Source organism: Pseudomonas sp. MAG733B, assembly GCF_036884845.1.
GTDB lineage: Bacteria > Pseudomonadota > Gammaproteobacteria > Pseudomonadales > Pseudomonadaceae > Aquipseudomonas.
The window spans coordinates 1,175,173-1,192,381 of record NZ_CP145732.1; the positions used below are offsets into that span (position 1 = coordinate 1,175,173).

Annotated in this window: 17 protein-coding genes; all 17 read right to left on the minus strand. The window is 61.0% G+C overall.

The window, feature by feature from the left end; all coding sequences use genetic code 11:
• Positions 1-110 precede the first annotated feature (110 nt).
• Positions 111-980, minus strand: coding sequence for an urea ABC transporter ATP-binding protein UrtD (urtD, locus tag V6Z53_RS05310; RefSeq protein ID WP_338584479.1), 870 nt, complete (start codon positions 978-980; stop codon positions 111-113).
• Positions 977-2,056 (minus strand): urea ABC transporter permease subunit UrtC, encoded by a 1,080-nt coding sequence (gene urtC / locus V6Z53_RS05315; RefSeq protein ID WP_338584480.1) that lies wholly within the window; start codon positions 2,054-2,056, stop codon positions 977-979. The genes urtD and urtC overlap by 4 nt, the downstream gene beginning before the upstream one ends.
• Positions 2,056-3,555, minus strand: coding sequence for an urea ABC transporter permease subunit UrtB (gene urtB, locus V6Z53_RS05320; RefSeq protein WP_338584481.1), 1,500 nt, complete (start codon positions 3,553-3,555; stop codon positions 2,056-2,058). Before urtB ends, urtC begins: the two co-directional genes overlap by 1 nt.
• Before the next feature lie 127 nt (positions 3,556-3,682).
• Positions 3,683-4,948 (minus strand): urea ABC transporter substrate-binding protein, encoded by a 1,266-nt coding sequence (urtA, locus tag V6Z53_RS05325; protein WP_034149690.1) that lies wholly within the window; start codon positions 4,946-4,948, stop codon positions 3,683-3,685.
• A 315-nt stretch (positions 4,949-5,263) separates the two neighbouring features.
• Positions 5,264-6,274, minus strand: a complete 1,011-nt coding sequence (locus V6Z53_RS05330) for an iron ABC transporter permease (RefSeq protein WP_338584482.1) — start codon at positions 6,272-6,274, stop codon at positions 5,264-5,266.
• Positions 6,271-7,221 (minus strand): ABC transporter substrate-binding protein, encoded by a 951-nt coding sequence (locus V6Z53_RS05335; RefSeq protein ID WP_338584483.1) that lies wholly within the window; start codon positions 7,219-7,221, stop codon positions 6,271-6,273. The genes V6Z53_RS05330 and V6Z53_RS05335 overlap by 4 nt, the downstream gene beginning before the upstream one ends.
• A complete protein-coding gene (locus tag V6Z53_RS05340) occupies positions 7,218-8,006 on the minus strand; it encodes an ABC transporter ATP-binding protein (RefSeq protein WP_338584484.1) in 789 nt (262 codons plus the stop codon). The genes V6Z53_RS05335 and V6Z53_RS05340 overlap by 4 nt, the downstream gene beginning before the upstream one ends.
• A 158-nt stretch (positions 8,007-8,164) precedes the next feature.
• Positions 8,165-9,544, minus strand: a complete 1,380-nt coding sequence (locus tag V6Z53_RS05345) for a PepSY domain-containing protein (protein ID WP_338584485.1) — start codon at positions 9,542-9,544, stop codon at positions 8,165-8,167.
• Between the two features lie 109 nt (positions 9,545-9,653).
• Positions 9,654-11,771: a TonB-dependent copper receptor gene (locus tag V6Z53_RS05350; RefSeq protein ID WP_338584486.1), complete on the minus strand. Its 2,118-nt coding sequence runs from the start codon at positions 11,769-11,771 to the stop codon at positions 9,654-9,656.
• A gap of 84 nt (positions 11,772-11,855) precedes the next feature.
• Positions 11,856-12,302, minus strand: a complete 447-nt coding sequence (locus tag V6Z53_RS05355; protein ID WP_338584487.1) for a DUF2946 domain-containing protein — start codon at positions 12,300-12,302, stop codon at positions 11,856-11,858.
• A 21-nt stretch (positions 12,303-12,323) separates the two neighbouring features.
• A complete protein-coding gene (locus V6Z53_RS05360) occupies positions 12,324-12,803 on the minus strand; it encodes a copper chaperone PCu(A)C (RefSeq protein ID WP_338584488.1) in 480 nt (159 codons plus the stop codon).
• A 48-nt stretch (positions 12,804-12,851) separates the two neighbouring features.
• Positions 12,852-13,250, minus strand: coding sequence for a DUF2946 domain-containing protein (locus V6Z53_RS05365; protein WP_338584489.1), 399 nt, complete (start codon positions 13,248-13,250; stop codon positions 12,852-12,854).
• A gap of 108 nt (positions 13,251-13,358) precedes the next feature.
• On the minus strand, positions 13,359-13,682 hold the full coding sequence (locus V6Z53_RS05370; RefSeq protein WP_338584490.1) for a transcriptional regulator: 324 nt from the start codon (positions 13,680-13,682) through the stop codon (positions 13,359-13,361).
• 4 nt (positions 13,683-13,686) lie between these two features.
• Positions 13,687-14,022, minus strand: a complete 336-nt coding sequence (locus tag V6Z53_RS05375) for a type II toxin-antitoxin system RelE/ParE family toxin (protein ID WP_338584491.1) — start codon at positions 14,020-14,022, stop codon at positions 13,687-13,689.
• 56 nt (positions 14,023-14,078) lie between these two features.
• Positions 14,079-14,804, minus strand: a complete 726-nt coding sequence (locus tag V6Z53_RS05380; RefSeq protein ID WP_338584492.1) for a cobalt-precorrin-6A reductase — start codon at positions 14,802-14,804, stop codon at positions 14,079-14,081.
• Positions 14,801-15,898 (minus strand): cobalt-precorrin-5B (C(1))-methyltransferase, encoded by a 1,098-nt coding sequence (locus V6Z53_RS05385; protein ID WP_338584493.1) that lies wholly within the window; start codon positions 15,896-15,898, stop codon positions 14,801-14,803. The genes V6Z53_RS05380 and V6Z53_RS05385 overlap by 4 nt, the downstream gene beginning before the upstream one ends.
• Positions 15,891-17,102 carry a precorrin-6y C5,15-methyltransferase (decarboxylating) subunit CbiE gene (cbiE, locus tag V6Z53_RS05390; RefSeq protein WP_338584494.1) on the minus strand — a complete coding sequence of 404 codons (1,212 nt, stop codon included), beginning with the start codon at positions 17,100-17,102 and terminating at the stop codon, positions 15,891-15,893. Before cbiE ends, V6Z53_RS05385 begins: the two co-directional genes overlap by 8 nt.
• Between the last annotated feature and the right edge of the window lie 107 nt (positions 17,103-17,209).

Consider the following 17,209-nt stretch of genomic DNA (forward strand, 5'->3'; position numbering starts at 1 on the left):
TCAATCCCCTGTAGGAGCATGGCTTGCCCGCGATGAACGATGACACGTTCTTTCAGTTAAACCGCGGTGCACCCATCGCGGGCAAGCCTTGCTCCTACAAGAGCGAAAAATTATCGACCGAGATAAACCTCGATCACCCGCTCGTTATCCTGCACCTGCTCCAGCGACCCTTCGGCCAACACACTGCCCTGATGCAATACGGTGACGTGGTCGGCAATCGAGCCGACGAAACCCATGTCGTGTTCCACCACCATCAGCGAATGCTTGCCGGCCAGGCGCTTGAACAGCTCGGCGGTGAATTCGGTTTCGGCGTCGGTCATGCCCGCCACCGGCTCGTCGAGCAGGAGCAATTGCGGGTCCTGCATCAGCAACATGCCGATTTCCAGAAACTGCTTCTGACCGTGGGACAGCAATCCAGCGGGACGATTGACCGAAGCCGTCAGGCGAATGGTGTCGAGCACTTCGGCGATACGATCTTTCTGTTCTCCGTTGAGGCGAGCCCGCAGGCTGGCCCACACCGACTTGTCGGTTTTTTGTGCCAGCTCAAGGTTTTCAAACACGCTCAAGGCTTCGAATACCGTCGGCTTCTGAAACTTGCGACCGATACCGGCCTGGGCGATCTGCACTTCGCTCATCTGCGTCAGGTCCAGAGTTTCGCCGAACCACGCCTTGCCATGGCTGGGCCGGGTCTTGCCGGTGATCACGTCCATCAGCGTGGTCTTGCCCGCGCCGTTGGGGCCGATGATGCAGCGCAGCTCGCCGACGCCGATGTACAGGTTCAAATCGTTCAGGGCCTTGAAACCATCGAAGCTGACGCTGATGTCTTCCAGGGTCAGGATCGTGCCGTGGCGGGTGTTCAGGCCCGGTTCGACCCGTTGACCCAAGCCGATGGCGTCGCGGCTGCTGCCGGCATCCTTGTTGGGCTCCACGGGAAAGAACGCCGGTTCGAGCATGAATTCAGCCGTCGCAGTGGTTCTCATTGTTCACCTCTTTTCTTCAGCAAACCGATCACGCCTTTGGGCAGATACAACGTCACGACGATGAACAGCGCGCCGAGGAAGAACAGCCAGTACTCAGGGAACGCCACGGTGAACCAGCTCTTCATGCCGTTGACCACGCCGGCGCCCAGCAGCGGGCCGATCAAAGTGCCGCGACCGCCGAGGGCGACCCACACCGCCGCTTCAATCGAGTTGGTCGGCGACATTTCGCTCGGGTTGATGATCCCGACTTGCGGCACATACAAAGCACCGGCGAGGCCGCACAACACTGCGCTCAATACCCACACGAATAGCTTGAAACCACGTGGGTCGTAGCCGCAGAACATCAGGCGGTTTTCCGCATCGCGCAGCGCGGTCAGCACCCGGCCGAATTTGCTTTGCGCCAGGCGCCAGCCGATGTACAGGCTCGCTACCAGCAACATCACCGTGGCGAAAAACAGCACCGCACGGGTGCCCGGTTCGGTGATGCCGAAGCCGAGAATGGTGCGGAAATTGGTGAAGCCATTGTTGCCGCCGAAACCCGTTTCGTTGCGGAAAAACAGCAGCATGCCGGCGAAGGTCAAAGCCTGGGTCATGATCGAGAAATACACGCCCTTGATCCGCGAGCGGAAGGCGAAGAAACCGAACACCAGCGCCAACAATCCCGGCGCCAACACCACCAGGCACAGGGTCCAGAGAAAGCTGCTGGTGCCGGTCCAGAACCATGGCAGTTCGGTCCACGACAAGAACGTCATGAAGGCCGGCAAGCCGTCGCCGGAGGCCTGGCGCATCAGGTACATGCCCATCGCATAGCCGCCGAGTGCGAAGAACAGGCCGTGGCCGAGAGACAGCAAACCGGCGTAGCCCCAGACCAGATCCAGCGCGAGGGCGACGATGGCGTAGCAAAGGATTTTGCCGACCAGGGTCAGGGTGTAGGCCGAGATGTGAAACGCGCTGTCCGGCGATAGCAGCGACAGCAGCGGCAGCGCCAACAGCAGAACGAGGATCACCGCACCGACGGCAATCGAGACTTTGGGGCCGGCTTTTTGGGTTGCGGTAACGAGCAGGGGCTGGTTCATCAGTCGATCACCCTTCCTTTGAGTGCGAAGAGGCCTTGCGGACGTTTCTGGATGAACAGAATGATCAGCGCGAGGATGAGGATCTTGCCGAGTACGGCACCGATTTGCGGTTCGAGAATCTTGTTCGCAATGCCGAGACCGAACGCCGCCAACACGCTACCGGCCAGTTGCCCGACACCACCGAGCACCACCACCAGGAACGAGTCGATGATGTAGCTTTGGCCGAGGTCCGGGCCGACGTTGCCGATCTGGCTCAGGGCCACGCCACCGAGGCCGGCAATGCCTGAGCCGAGGCCGAAGGCGAGCATGTCGACGCGTCCGGTGGGCACGCCGCAGCAGGCGGCCATGTTGCGGTTCTGCGTCACGGCGCGCACGTTCAGGCCAAGGCGCGTTTTATTCAGCAGTAACCAGGTCAGCACCACGACAAACAAGGCGAAGGCGATGATCACGATGCGGTTGTACGGCAGCACCAGATTCGGCAGCACCTGAATCCCGCCCGACAACCACGCCGGGTTGGCGACTTCGACGTTCTGCGCACCGAACACCAGACGCACCAGTTGAATCAGCATCAGGCTGATACCCCAGGTAGCGAGCAGGGTTTCCAGCGGGCGGCCGTAGAGGTGGCGAATCACCGTGCGCTCCAGCGCCATGCCGATGGCGGCGGTGACGAAAAATGCCACCGGCAGTGCAATCAGTGGATAGAACTCGATGGCCTGTGGCGCGTAGCGCTGGAACATCAACTGCACAACGTACGTGGAGTAGGCACCGAGCATCAGCATCTCGCCGTGGGCCATGTTGATCACGCCGAGCAGGCCGAAGGTGATCGCCAGACCGAGGGCGGCGAGCAGCAGGATCGAGCCCAGCGACATGCCGCTGAAGGCCTGCCCCAGAAGCTCGCCGACCAGCAGTTTGCGTTTGACTTGAGCGAGGCTGGTTTCAGCAGCGGTGCGCACATTGGCGTCGGTTTCGACGCCTGGCTCCAGCAAGCTTTCGAGGCGGGTGCGGGCCAGTGGATCACCGGTTTCGCCGAGCAGGCGCACAGCGGCAAGACGCACGGCGGGGTCGGCGTCAACTAATTGCAGGTTGGCCAAGGCCAGGCTCAGGGCGGCGTGGACGCTTTCGTCCTGTTCGCCAGCGAGTTGCTTGTCGAGGAATTTCAGCTGTGCCGGTTTGGCGCTTTTTTGCAGTTGCTGCGCGGCGGCCAGGCGAAGTTTGGCGTCGGCGGCGAGCAATTGATGACTGGCCAGGGCGGTGTCGATCAGACCCCGCAGGCGGTTGTTCAGGCGCAAGGTTTTCGGCTGGCCGTCGACGGTCAATTCGCCTTGTTGCAGGGCGTTGATCAGTTCGACACGGGCCGGATCGGGCTGCGCGGCCCAGGCTTCCAGCAGCTTGGCTTGCTGCACGGGATTGGCGGCGACGAAGTCTTCGGCGTCGCCGGCGTGAGTGGCCATTGGCAACAGGAAAAAAACACAGGCGAGAAGCAAACGATAAAGGGACATAGCTACGTCCTGAAGGGCGACGACGGCCCCTGTAGGAGCCGAGCTTGCTCGCGATGGCGGTGTGTCAGGCATACCGCTATCGCGAGCAAGCTCAGCTCCTGCAGGGTTGAGGGCTTGTTCCTGTGGCTTAGTTGCTCTTCATCGCATAGTCCGGCTTCTTGTCGTTACCCGGAATGAACGGGCTCCACGGCTGGGCGCGGATCGGCCCTTCGGTCTGCCATACAACGTTGAACTGACCGTCGGCCTGGATCTCGCCGATCATCACTGGCTTGTGCAGGTGGTGGTTGGTCTTGTCCATGGTCAGGGTGTAGCCGGACGGTGCGGCAAAGGTCTGGCCGGCGAGGGCTTCACGGACTTTGTCGACGTCGGTGGACTTGGCTTTTTCAGCGGCTTGCGCCCACATGTGGATGCCGACGTAAGTAGCTTCCATCGGGTCGTTGGTCACCGCTTTATCCGCGCCTGGCAGGTTGTGTTTCTTGGCGTAGGCTTTCCAGTCGGCGACGAATTTCTTGTTCGCCGGGTTCTCCACCGATTCGAAGTAGTTCCAGGCAGCGAGGTTGCCCACCAATGGTTTGGTGTCGATGCCGCGCAACTCTTCTTCGCCGACCGAGAACGCCACGACCGGAACGTCGGTGGCTTTCAGGCCCTGGTTCGCCAGTTCCTTATAGAACGGCACGTTGGAGTCGCCGTTGACGGTGGAGATAACGGCGGTTTTGCCACCGGCCGAGAACTTCTTGATGTTGGCGACGATGGTTTGATAGTCGCTGTGACCGAACGGGGTGTAGACCTCTTCGATGTCCTTGTCGGCCACGCCCTTGGAGTGCAGAAACGAGCGCAGGATTTTGTTGGTGGTACGCGGGTAGACGTAGTCGGTGCCGAGCAGGAAGTAGCGCTTGGCGCTGCCGCCTTCTTCGCTCATCAGGTATTCAACGGCAGGGATCGCTTGCTGGTTCGGCGCGGCGCCGGTGTAGAACACGTTCGGCGACATTTCTTCGCCTTCGTACTGCACCGGGTAGAACAGCAGGCCATTGAGTTCTTCGAACACCGGCAACACCGATTTGCGCGACACGGACGTCCAGCAACCGAACACCACGGCGACCTTGTCCTGGGTTAGCAGTTGACGGCCCTTTTCAGCGAACAGCGGCCAGTTCGACGCCGGGTCCACGACCACCGGCTCCAGCATCTTGCCGTTCACGCCGCCCTTGGCGTTGATCTCGTCGATGGTCATCAGCGCCATGTCTTTGAGCGACGTTTCGGAGATCGCCATGGTGCCGGACAACGAATGCAGAATACCGACCTTAATGGTCTCGGCGGCCTGGACAGTCCAGGTCATGCCCATCGCGGCAATGGATGCCGAGAGTGTGAAAGCCTTGATCAAACTGCGACGCTTCATTGTGCGATCTCCATGAACTTATGAATTTTCTTGGTTGGCAGATGCGGACTACTGAAGGGTCTTTAGCAAGGGCTGTGCCCGGTCGGGAAAAGGCAGGGAAATGTCGTTTCAGAGCGGTTGCGCGGTTGGGTGGCGCACCATGAAGGGACGGCTTGCGTGCACTGGTGCGCTGCAATGCGCCACATTGGGGCGGACAACACCGATCAAAACTGTGGGAGCGGGCTTGCTCGCGAAGAGGGTGTGTCAGTCACCATTTATGTTTTCTGACACACCGCATTCGCGAGCAAGCCCGCTCCCACATTGAATAGTGTTGGATCAGCGGCGACGCATCAGGCCGATAAAGAACAAACCACCAATAGCTGCGGTGGCCACACCAATGGGCAAGTCTTCCGGGGCGATCATCGTGCGGGCGGCAACATCGACCCAAACCAGAAACACACTGCCGAGCAACATGCACACCGGCAGCAATCTTCGGTGTTCAGCCCCGACCAGGCGCCGCGCAATGTGCGGCACCATCAGCCCGACAAAACCGATCGAGCCGCTGATCGACACCAGCACGCCGGTCATCAATGAGGCAATCAAAAACACCCGCAGGCGAACGGTGCGCGCATTCAATCCCAGGGTCACCGCCGTTTGTTCGCCGGCCATCAACGCATTCAACGGTCGCGCCATGCCCAGCAGCAAAACCAGGCCGAGCAGCACACTGACGGCTGGCACAGCCAACAACTCCCAACGCGCCAGCCCGAGGCCGCCAAGCATCCAGAACATCACCGCCGAACTGGCGCGGTGGTCGCCCATGAACAGCAGCAAGTTAGCGATTGCCATCATGACGAACGACACCGCCACACCGCACAGCAACAGCCGATCACTGTCCAGGCGACCGTGACGGCTGGCGATCATCAGCACCACCAGCATGCTCAGCAGCGCACCGATAAATGCCGCGATGGGCAAGGTGAGCAGGCCGACGATTTCACCGACGTGCAGCACCACGATCACCGCGCCGAGCGTCGCGCCAGAGGTGACCCCGAGCAAATGCGGATCGGCCAGCGGATTGCGCGTCACCGCTTGCAGCACCGCACCGATCAGCGCCAGCCCAGCACCGACCAATGCCCCAAGCAACATGCGCGGCACGCGGATCAACCAGACGATGTGTTCCTGTCCGGCGCTCCAGTCCGGCACACCGAAGTCGAACAGCTTGTGCAACAGAATCCGCCACACCACGTCCACCGGTACCCGCGCCGGACCGAAGCCCAGCGACACCACGCACGACACCAGCAACAGCGCGCCGAGGGCAACCAACAGCAAGGCGTAGCGACGATTGATCATGCGCCGTGGAAACCCTTGGCCAGGGTTTCGACGGCCAGCACGTTATCGATCCCCGGCGTGGCCTGCACATAAGGAATGACGATGAAGCGCTGGTGCTTGATTGCGTCCACCGATTGCAGCGCCATGTTGCTGCGCAAGAATTCAATCTTCTGTGCGGCGGTGACTTCGCCGTAGTCGACGATCACGATCACCTGCGGATTGCGCTCGACCACGTTCTCCCAGTTGACCCGGGTCCAGCTCGCGTCGACGTCGTCGAGAATGTTTTGCCCGCCCGCCGCATCGATCAGCGCTTGCGGCATGCCCAAACGGCCGGACGTCATCGCCCGGTCTTCGCCACTGTCGTACAGGAACACCCGTGGTTTGTCGGCGGGCAGGTCTTTGCGAATCTCGGTGACTTGCGTCTGCATCCTGGCGATGACCGCGTTGGCGCGATCCTGCACGTCGAAGATTTTGCCGAGGTTGCGCAGGTCGTTGTAGGTGTCTTCCAGACTGGCCGGCGGACGCTTCATCACGAAGGCGCAAGATTCGGTCAACTCATACACATTGATACCCAGCGGTTGCAGGGTTTGCGGTGTGAGATCACCGCCGACGCGCATGCCGTAATCCCAACCGGCGAAGAAGAAATCGACGTTGGCATTGAGCAGGGTTTCCACCGACGGGTACTTGGCCGCCAGCTCCGGCAAGCCGTCGAGGATGGTCTGCATCTCGGGCGTCACCGACTTCCAGCCAGACACGCCGCTGTAGCCGGCCATCTGCGGCTTGAGGCCGAGGGCGAGCATCATCTGGGTCATGTTGATGTCGTGGCTGACCGCGTGTTTCGGCGCTTGCTGGAAGGTCACCTCACGGTTGCAGCTCTGGATCGTCAACGGGTAGTGCGTGGCCTCGGCGAATGCCTGGGCGCTGCCGAGCATCAGAACGAGGGAAAGGCTGGAGCGCAGAAAATTCATGGTTGGGTTATCCAGGTAATTCGTGGGTAGCCGTGCAGGGGATGTTCATCGATGAGCGCGTCGACGCCGAACACGTTGCGTAGCAGCGCAGCGTTGAGGACTTCTTTTGGCGTGCCGCTGGCCACGATGCGACCGTGATTGATCACATACAGCCGATCACAAAACGCCGCGGCCAGATTCAGGTCATGGATGCTGGCCAGAGTGCCGATCTTCAAGCGCTTGACCAGCTGCAACAGCTCCAGCTGATAGCGTGGGTCGAGGTGATTGGTCGGCTCGTCGAGGATCAGCAGTTGCGGTTGCTGGGCCAGGGCGCGGGCGAGAATCACCCGCTGTTTTTCACCGCCGGAGAGGGTGGAGAAGGCATGGTCGTCGAAGCCCTTGAGGCCAACGGATTGCAACGCCTGATCAACTAGTCGGGCGTCTTCCAACGTGTCGCCATCGAACAGGCCTTTGTGCGGCGTGCGCCCCATGGCGACCACTTCTTCCACGGTCAGGCCGAAGGCATCGGGAAACTCTTGCAGCACCACGGCGATGCGTTGCGCGCACCACCGTGAGGATTGCTTCCAGACGTTTTGATGGTCGAGCCGGACCTCGCCGATTTCCGGTTTGCTGAAGCGCCAGGCACAACGCAGCAGGCTGGTCTTGCCGCTACCGTTGGGGCCGATCAACCCGACAAACTCCCCGGCAGCCACGTGCAGCGAGGCATCGCGCAGCTGGAACTGGTGATGACAGTGACCGTGGCCGAGGGGTGTCCATGCGAGGTTTGTGAGGTTCAGCGAGGTCATGCAGTGGCTCTTGAGGTGATGCTAATGGCCCCATCGCTGGCAAGCCAGCTCCCACAGGTTTTGCGCAAGGCCTGTGGGAGCGAGCTTGCTCGCGATGGGGTCGGGGTGACATGCGCGGGGATTCTACAGACATCTCTAAACCGCGCATCTCGCCTGTTTCATGATGAAGATGAGGCCGACTCAGTCTGTCGAGTGAAGCGCGACAACACCACGCGATCCAGCAACCACACCACCACCAAGGAAGCCCCCACCAACGGGAACGCCACCGCCAGCGCGAACATGATCACCATCGCGGTTTTCCATTTCGGCAGGTCGTGGCGCAGCGGCGGTACGCCGAACTTGCCTTGCGGACGACGCTTCCACCAGATCACCACACCGCTGACGGCGCTGAGCAGGATCATCAGGCAGATCAGCAACACGATGATCTGGTTGACCACACCGAACATCTTGCCTTCGTGCAGCATCACGCCGATTTCCGTGGCACGGGCGACGGTGCCGTATTGCTCGTAGCGCACATCGGCGAGGACCTTGCCGGTGTACTGATCGACATGCAGGGTGGCATCGTTGCGCGGGTCATCGGCGAACACGGCGATGGTGAATACGCCGGTGGCAGTGGTCGGGAAGGTGATGCTGTAACCCGGTTCAACCTTGCTTTGGGTGGCGATGTTCTGCACATCTTGCAGGCTGATGGTCGGCGCGGCCGGGCCGGCTTGTGCGCCACCGTGGGCCATGTGTTCGGCGTGATCGCCGGACATCGGCATCGGTGTGTTTTCCATGGCCCATGGCACGGTCTGGCGGGTGGCGCTGTTGAGGCTGCGAGCCTCGACATCGGACTTCGGAACGTCATCCCACATCGCCGCCGGAAACACGTTCCAAACGGCCGCGTACTGTTGGCCCCAGAAGCCGGTCCAGGTCATGCCGCTGAGCAACATCACCAGCAACAGGGACGCGCCCCAGAACCCGGTGACGGCGTGCAAGTCGCGCCACAAGATGCGGCCGCGACTGCTCAAGCGCGGCCACAAAATGCCCGCTGCCTGACCGCGCGGCCACCACAGGAACACTCCGGAAACCACCAGCACCACGCCCCAACCGGCGGCCATTTCAACCAACCGGTCACCGACGGTGCCAATCATCAACTCGCCGTGGATCGCCCGCGCGATTGCTTGCAGGTTCTTCTTGGCGTCTTGCTCGCCGAGGATGTCGCCGTGGTACGGATCGACGAATACGTTCAGTTCGTTGCCAGCGTTGAGCACGACAAACTGCGCGCTGCGTTCGGCGTTCACCGGTGGCAGGTACTGCTTGATCGTGCCTTGTGGATACGAGTCCTTGACGCGCTTGAGCAGGTCGTCGGCCGGGATCGTGTGATGGCCGGCGGGGACGTTGAGCAAGCTGCTGTACATCAGCGAGTCGAGCTGCGGTTTGAACAGGTAAATGGTGCCGGTCAGGGCCAGCATCACCATGAATGGCGCAACGAACAATCCGGCATAGAAATGCCAGCGCCAGGCCAGGTTGTAGAAATTCACTTTGGGCTGTTTCATCACGTGTGCTCCGCTTGGCTTGGATCTTTTAGTTGTGTGTTGGCGGTTGCTGCGCAACCGATCGCGAGCAGGCTCGCTCCTACAGGGGAGCGGGCTGCCCACGAAACGCTTAGAAACTCATGTCCACCTTCGTCCAGAGCGTGCGCCCCGGTTCCTTGATGGCTTGCGGGTCATTGGCCGGGTAGCCGAAACCGGCGTTGCCGGCCAGGTTCAAGTGTTCGGCGTAGGCCTTGCCGAACAGGTTGTCGACGCCGCTGCTGACCTTCCAGTTGCTATTGATCCGATAGGCACCGTTAAGTGAGAACACGGCGAAACCGGGTGTCTTGTCGAAGTCCTTGCCGACCACGTTGCCTTTGTTCTGGTCGATGCGGTTTTGCGCGGCGACCACTCTCCACAGTGCGCCGGCGCTCCAGTTGTCTTTGCTATAGGTCAGGCCGAAACGAGCATCCAGCGGTGGCATTTGCGGCAATGCACTGCCATCGCTGCTGTTCTTTCCCCAGGCGTAGGCCAGGGTCGCATCGGCTTTCCAGTTTTGGGTGAAATTGTAGGCAGCGCCCAGTTCGCCACCCATGATTCGCGCGTCGATGTTCTCGGCTTGCGAGGTCATGCCCATCATCCCGGGCGTGTAGTTGAACAGGATGTAATCGCGTACCTGGCCGACGTAGGCCGAGGCCCAGGCTTCGAGAACTTCGGTCTTGTATTGCAGGCCGAAGTCGAGCTGAGTGGTTTTTTCCGGCTTGATCGAATCGAAGGCATTCACCGACCCGGCGGGGCCGGAGTTGGGCGAAAACAGCTCCCAGTAATCCGGGAACCGCTGGGTATGCCCCACGCCCGCATACAACGTGGTCGGGCTATCGGCCAGGTCGTGTTCGTAACGGATGAAACCGCTCGGCAAGGTATCGGCGCGGGTGTCGTCGGCGGTCGGGTTCGGCCGGGTCATCATTCCCGAGCCGGTGGTCTGGCGAAAATCCTTGGCCGAAGCGCGGTCCAGGCGTGCACCGCTGATCAGTCGTTCACGCTCGGCGGCGTACCAGGTCAGCTCGCCAAACATCCCGTAGTTATGGAAGTCGGCATCCTTGGTGTACGGCAGGTCCTTGTAGGTGTCGATGCCCATCGCGCTGCGTTGACGATGCTCATTGGTTTGCGCGTCGATGCCGCTGATCAATTGCACATCGGCCCAGCGCCAGGTGCCCTTGATTCGCGCGCCGAGGGTACGGCGGTCGACGTTGGACGCCATCGGCCCGGCCATCATTCCGGTGCCGGACGGCGTGCGCAGGGTGTAGTTGTCCATGACGTGGTCGGCGTAGTTGTAGTAGACCTGCGCCTCGAGTTTTTCCATCACGTCGCTGATGTTGGATTTCTCGAAACGCAGGCCGAGACTTTCGCGCTTGAACTGCGAGCCGTCCATGCCGCGCCCGGCGTAACGCGCCTCACCGTCACCTTTGCCGGCAGTCAGCTCCAGCAGGGTGTCGGCATCCGGGGTCCAGCCGAGTGCAACGTCGCCGTTCCATTTGTCATAGCGCGACGGGACGGTGTCGTTGTTGCCATCCCGATAGTCGTCGGCATGCGCGGTGTTGCCGATAACTCGCACATAGCCCAATGGCCCACCGGCAGCCGCGTCGACCACTTTGTCGAAGCGGCCGTTGGAACCGGCCAACACGCTCGCGTTTACCCGTGTGCCGAGCTCGCCGAAGCTTTCCGGTTCGCGATCGAAAAGGATGGTGCCTGCCGAAGCGCCTGGGCCCCAGAGCACGGTTTGCGGGCCTTTGATCACGGTCAGCTTGTCGTAGGTTTCCGGCGAGATGTACGAGGTTGGCGCGTCCATCCGACCTGGGCAGGCGCCGAGCATCATGCCGCCGTTGGTGAGGATGTTCAGGCGCGAACCGAACATGCCGCGCAGCACCGGGTCACCGTTGGTGCCGCCATTGCGAACCTGGGCGAAACCCGGAATGGTCTTCAGATAGTCCGAGCCATCGCTGGCCGGCACCGGTTGGCGCGGGTCTTTCGGGTTGGTAACGATGGTCAGCGGTGAACTCGGAGCAATGGCGGTGATGACCGTCGGGCTCAGTTCTTCACTGTGACCGGCGTGTTCATCGGCCAGCGCGGAGGGCGCCAGCAACGCACTGCACAGAATCGCAGTGGCGTGCCTGAAACGAATGCTGGATTCGTTCTGGGTAAAAATGGCTTGGGCAGGGCTCAAGCCTGTGTCAGCAGAAAACCTGGACATGACAATTTCCATCGAACAGTCGTAAACGACACGGCCGACAACCAGAAGCTGTCTTCTCAACCGTGTGAAATCAGGGGTGGCTGTTTACGTGACGATGGGTGGGGCGCGGGTGCGGGCGCCGGGGAAGAAGGTTTGCCGGGCATGGCCCAGGCGCGGGGAGGGTATGGTGAACGTGTTGACGGGCGGGATATTGAAGGCGACGAAGGACCCGCCACCGGTCAATGCCGGGCAATTGAACAGCAGGCTGCAATAGCCGCATTTTTCCCAGATTGCATGGTGCCCGGCCGCAGGCGGGCAATGTTCGGCCGAGGGTTGCGCGCCGTGGTCGGCGTGCTCCATTGCCGACATGTCCATGCTCATGTCCATCGACATGTTCATGGACATCGGGGTGCGCGAATCCATCGGCATCGACTGAGAAATCAGCGGACCGATAAAGATCATCAGCATGGCGAACAGGCTGATCCAGCTGCCGCGTGTCAGGCTCGATGGCTGACGACGTGGACTGGATGACCTGGCGCTAAGCGGGCGCATGGGCGTGTTCAGCTCAGTTGGTTACTGGACGTGCGCGTGTTGTTGCGTAACCTCGGGCGCCTGCTTCTGCACCGCCACTTCGACCGTCACGTCACCGGACTTCTCGAAGTGCAGGGTCATCGGAAAGCGCTTGCCGTCGCTGAGCAGACTGCGGTCTTTCAAGCCCAGCAGCATTACGTGATAGGCCATCGGGGCAAACGTGACATTGCCACCGGCAGGGATTTCCACACTGGGAACCCGCTGCATTTTCATCAGGTCGTTCTGCATCACATGCTCGTGCAGTTGCGCTTCGCCGGAAATCGGCGAGTCAACGCTGAGCAAGCGGTCGGCGGTCGTGCCCGAGTTGTGAATCACGAAGTAAGCCGCGACTGTCGGCGCATTCGGCGGCAACTCCTGCGACCACGGATGGGCGATTTCCAGTGCACCGGCCTTGTATTCGTGGGCATTGGCAAAGCAGGCAGGCAGCAGCAGCGCGACCAGAACGATGAGTTTGTTCAACATGGCAGTTCTCCAGAGCGATTCAAAACGCAGATCAATTGCGAGAAGGAATCACACCAGAGGCGAGGCGCGGGGATTGAGACTCGGCCATTGTTGGCGCGGTGACGGGGAATTCAGTGATGCGGGGGGCAGGCTTCGATTGGCTTCGAACTGCGCGAAATACAACTGCGGCATATGCCCGGGCAACGCCACCAATGGCGCGGAGCCGGAGCAGCACCAGCAATGCTGCATATTGGAATGATCGTCGTTCTGCGGGGCTTTCTGTTCAATGTCGCCGATGGAGATCGCCACCAGTTTGGTGCCGCCGGACGTGCAGAAACTGCCCCACAACAATTGTTCGGCGGGTGACTTCGCCGACTGCGCCATCGCTCCGGACATCGGCATGGCGAGCATGTTGAACAGCACTGCGAAGCAGGCTATCCAGGCAATTGCGAGCCGTTGTCGGGACATGGGACAAAATCCGTTGGGTGGGCGATCAGGCGCGGGCTATTTAGCCTGATCAGGGCCGATAAGTAAAAAAGGTGCGTGCGGTTTGGTGTCGCAGTAAAAACACGTGGCTCAGTGCGCACGTACCGCATGTACTTGTATATCTACTCCCAGCGTAGCTCGAATTACGGCAAATATCGCAGCCAGGTTATCCATGCTTGGGTTGCCTTTGGCAGACAGCATTCGATGGAGACTTTTGCTGGGTTTTGCCGTTTCCTTTGCGAGTTCTTCAAAGCCAACAGTAGCGTTTATGAGGTCGCGCAAGATGATCCGGGCCATTTCAGGTTCGCCGTTAAGAAACAGAGTAGCAGCCTCATCCAACAATGCCTGGGCGAACTCGGGGTCACGTTGGGCACGCTCGGCAATGGTGTGTTTGTAGCTTCGGGTGAGCGCCATGACGTTATCTCCGGTGCCGTTCAGCCTTTTTTCGGGATCGAAATTCGGCTATCAGTGTTTTTGCCTGTTTAATGTCTGTTTTTTGTGTGGATTTATCGCCCCCACCAAAAAGGATGATCAGGCGCTTCCCCTCTTGAACAAGATAAATTCTGTAGCCTGGGCCCCAATTTATCCGGTACTCACCGAGACCGTCGAACCACTTGATGTTTGATGTGTTTCCCAGTTCCAGCCGGAGCAGCGCACTGGATACCTTGAGTGCTGCCTGCGCATTCAAGGTGGAAAACCAGCGACCAAAGGGGCTTGTTTCGTTGTCTTGAACGTATTCTTCGAGTGTGATCACAGGTGGCCCTGAAGGTAACAAATAGGTTACTTATCATGCAAGCCGACCATCCTGCCCTAAGAAGTGAACACCAACAACGCGTCAAGTGTTTCCTCAAGCGTCAGAAACTCCCGCTCAACCCCCGGCAACACCGGCCGCTTCAACACCAACACCGGCACCCCACGCTCACGCGCCACTTCCAGCTTCGGCTCAGTAGCCGTGCTGCCGCTGTTTTTGCTGATCAACACATCGATCTGCCGACGTTCAAACAACTCACGCTCATCATCAATCAGAAACGGCCCGCGCGCGCCGATCACTTCGCAGCGCTCGTTGCCGGGATAAACGTCGAGTGCGCGCAGGGTCCAGAATTGCTCCGACGGGATTTCGTCCAGGTGCTGCAATGGCTCGCGGCCGAGGGTGAACAGCGGTCGACGAAAGGGTCTCAGGGCCTGGATCAGCTCGGACCAATCGCTGACTTCGCGCCAGTCATCTCCGGCCTGTGATTGCCACGCCGGGCGCCGCAGTGCCCAGCAGGGAACACCGCTCAAACGCGCGGCAGTCGCTGCGTTTTGACTGATTTGCGCGGCGTAAGGGTGAGTGGCGTCGAGCAGCAGATCGATGCCTTCATCGCGAATGAACTGTGCCAGACCTTCGGCACCGCCATAACCGCCGACGCGAACCTGGCATCTCAGATCCGTAGGCACCCGGCCGATGCCGGCGAGGCTATAAATGTGTTCCGGCCCCAAGGTGCGGGCAATGGCCAGTGCCTCGGTCACGCCGCCGAGCAGCAAGATTCGTTTCATTGAAAAGCTCCCGCGTGGCCGACAATCCCGCCCTGGCGGTCGATGGCGAACACTTCCACCTGAACCTGCGCCGGCACCACGCTGCGGGCAAAGTCCAGCGCGTGCCGGCACACCGCATCACCGAGGGCGACACCGGCAGCGCTGGCCATGGCCAAGGCTTGCTGGCTGGTATTGGCTTCGCGGATGCCTTGCTGCAACGCTATGTCAGCTCCGATCGCGGCGGCCCATTCGGCCAGTTGTGGCAGGTCGATGCTCGAATGCCGGCTGTGCAAGTCCATGTGCCCGGCCGCCAGTTTGCTGATCTTGCCGAAGCCGCCACAGATGCTGAGTTTATCCACAGGCACTTTGCGCAGATGTTTGAGCACCGCGCCGACGAAGTCGCCCATTTCGATCAGGGCGATTTCCGGCAGATCGTAGACCCGGCGCATGGTGTCTTCGCTGGCGTTGCCGGTGCAGGCGGCGATGTGCAGGTAGCCGTTGGTTTTCGCCACATCAATGCCCTGATGGATCGAGGCAATGTACGCGGCGCAGGAAAACGGCCGGACGATGCCGCTGGTGCCGAGTATCGACAAACCACCGAGAATGCCCAGGCGCGGGTTCATGGTTTTCAGTGCCAGAGCTTCGCCGTTTTCGACGTTGACCGTGACCTCGAAGCCGCCGCTGTAGCCGAGCTCGTCGGCCAGTCGGGTCAGGTGATCACTGATCATTTTGCGCGGCACCGGGTTGATCGCCGGTTCGCCGACGCCCAGTACCAGTCCGGGACGGGTGACCGTGCCGACCCCGCGTCCGGCATTGAAGCGAATGCCCGGCTCATGGTTCAGGCGCACGTGGGAGTAGAGCAGTGCACCGTGGGTTACGTCCGGATCGTCGCCCGCGTCCTTGATGGTTCCCGCTTCGGCTCCTTCATTCGCCAGTCGACAGAACTCCAGACGCATCGGCACGTGCTTGCCCTTGGGCAGGATGATTTCCACCGCGTCCGCCGTGGTGCCAGCGAGCAACAGGCGAGCCGCCGCCAGACTGGTCGCGGTGGCGCAGCTGCCCGTGGTCAGGCCACTGCGCAGCGGTGCGGGTTGTTCGGCGGTCTCGTCACGCATCGCAAGGTTTCGTCATGTCCAGCACGGTAATCGGCAAGGCCTGGCGCCAGGTATCGAAGTCGCCCAGCGGCTGCGCCTGAGCGATATGGATGCGTGTCAGCTCACCGCCGTGTTGTTCACGCCAGGCCATCAGGGTCATTTCACTTTGCAGCGTGACCGCGTTGGCGATCAGCCGGCCACCGGGTTTGAGGGCGGTCCAGCAAGCGTCCAGCACGCCTTCGCGGGTGACGCCGCCACCGATGAAGATCGCATCCGGAGGTTCGAGGCCGTCGAGGGCTTGTGGCGCGCGGCCGCGAATCAGTTGCAGGCCGGGCACGCCAAGGGCATCGCGGTTGTGTTCGATCAGTTGCTGCCGGCCTTCGTCGGCTTCGATGGCCAGTGCCCGGCAACTCGGGTGGGCGCGCATCCATTCGATACCGATCGAACCGCTGCCGGCGCCGACATCCCACAGCAGTTCGCCGGGGATCGGTGCGAGGCGTGCGAGGGTGATTGCGCGCACGTCACGCTTGGTCAGTTGGCCGTCATGCTTGAACGCCGAGTCCGGCAGACCGGCCAGTCGTGACAGGCGAGGCGTATTCGGTTCGGCAATGCAGTCGATGGCGATCAGGTTGAGGTCGGCGATGTCGGGATCGGTCCAGTCGCTGGCGATGCCGTCGACACGCCGCTCGGCTTCGCCGCCCAAATGTTCCAGCACGGTAAGTCGGCTCGGTCCGAAGCCGCGTTCACGCAGCAGTGCGGCGATGGCGGCGGGACTGCTGCCGTCGTTGCACAACACCAGTAAGCGCACGCCGCTGAACAATTGCGCGTTGAGCGCGGCGACGGGGCGGGCAACCACCGACAGCGTCACCACGTCCTGCAATGGCCAGCCCATTCTGGCAGCGGCCAGCGAGCAAGAAGAGGGTGCCGGCAGTGTCAGCATTTCATTGGCCGATACCCGCCGCGCAAGGCTGGCCCCGACGCCGAAAAACATCGGGTCGCCGCTGGCCAGCACACAGACAGGCTCGTCACGCAGGGCCAGAACCGGTTCGATCGAAAACGGACTCGGCCAGCTTTGGCGTTCGCCACGAATGCAAGGCGGCAACAAATCCAGATGCCGTTGACCGCCGAAGATCCGTGAGGCACGCAGCAGCGCATGCCGGGCGTTCTTGCCCAGACCTTTGAAACCGTCTTCACCGATGCCTACAACTGTCAGCCAGGGCGTCATGCCTGCTCCTTGAAAAAGTGCCCCACGACCAGGTCGGGACTGGGCGGAATGATACCGCGTCGCTGCGGTTTTTTACGTATTCCACGCAGCTCGAACCGCGGCTGCTA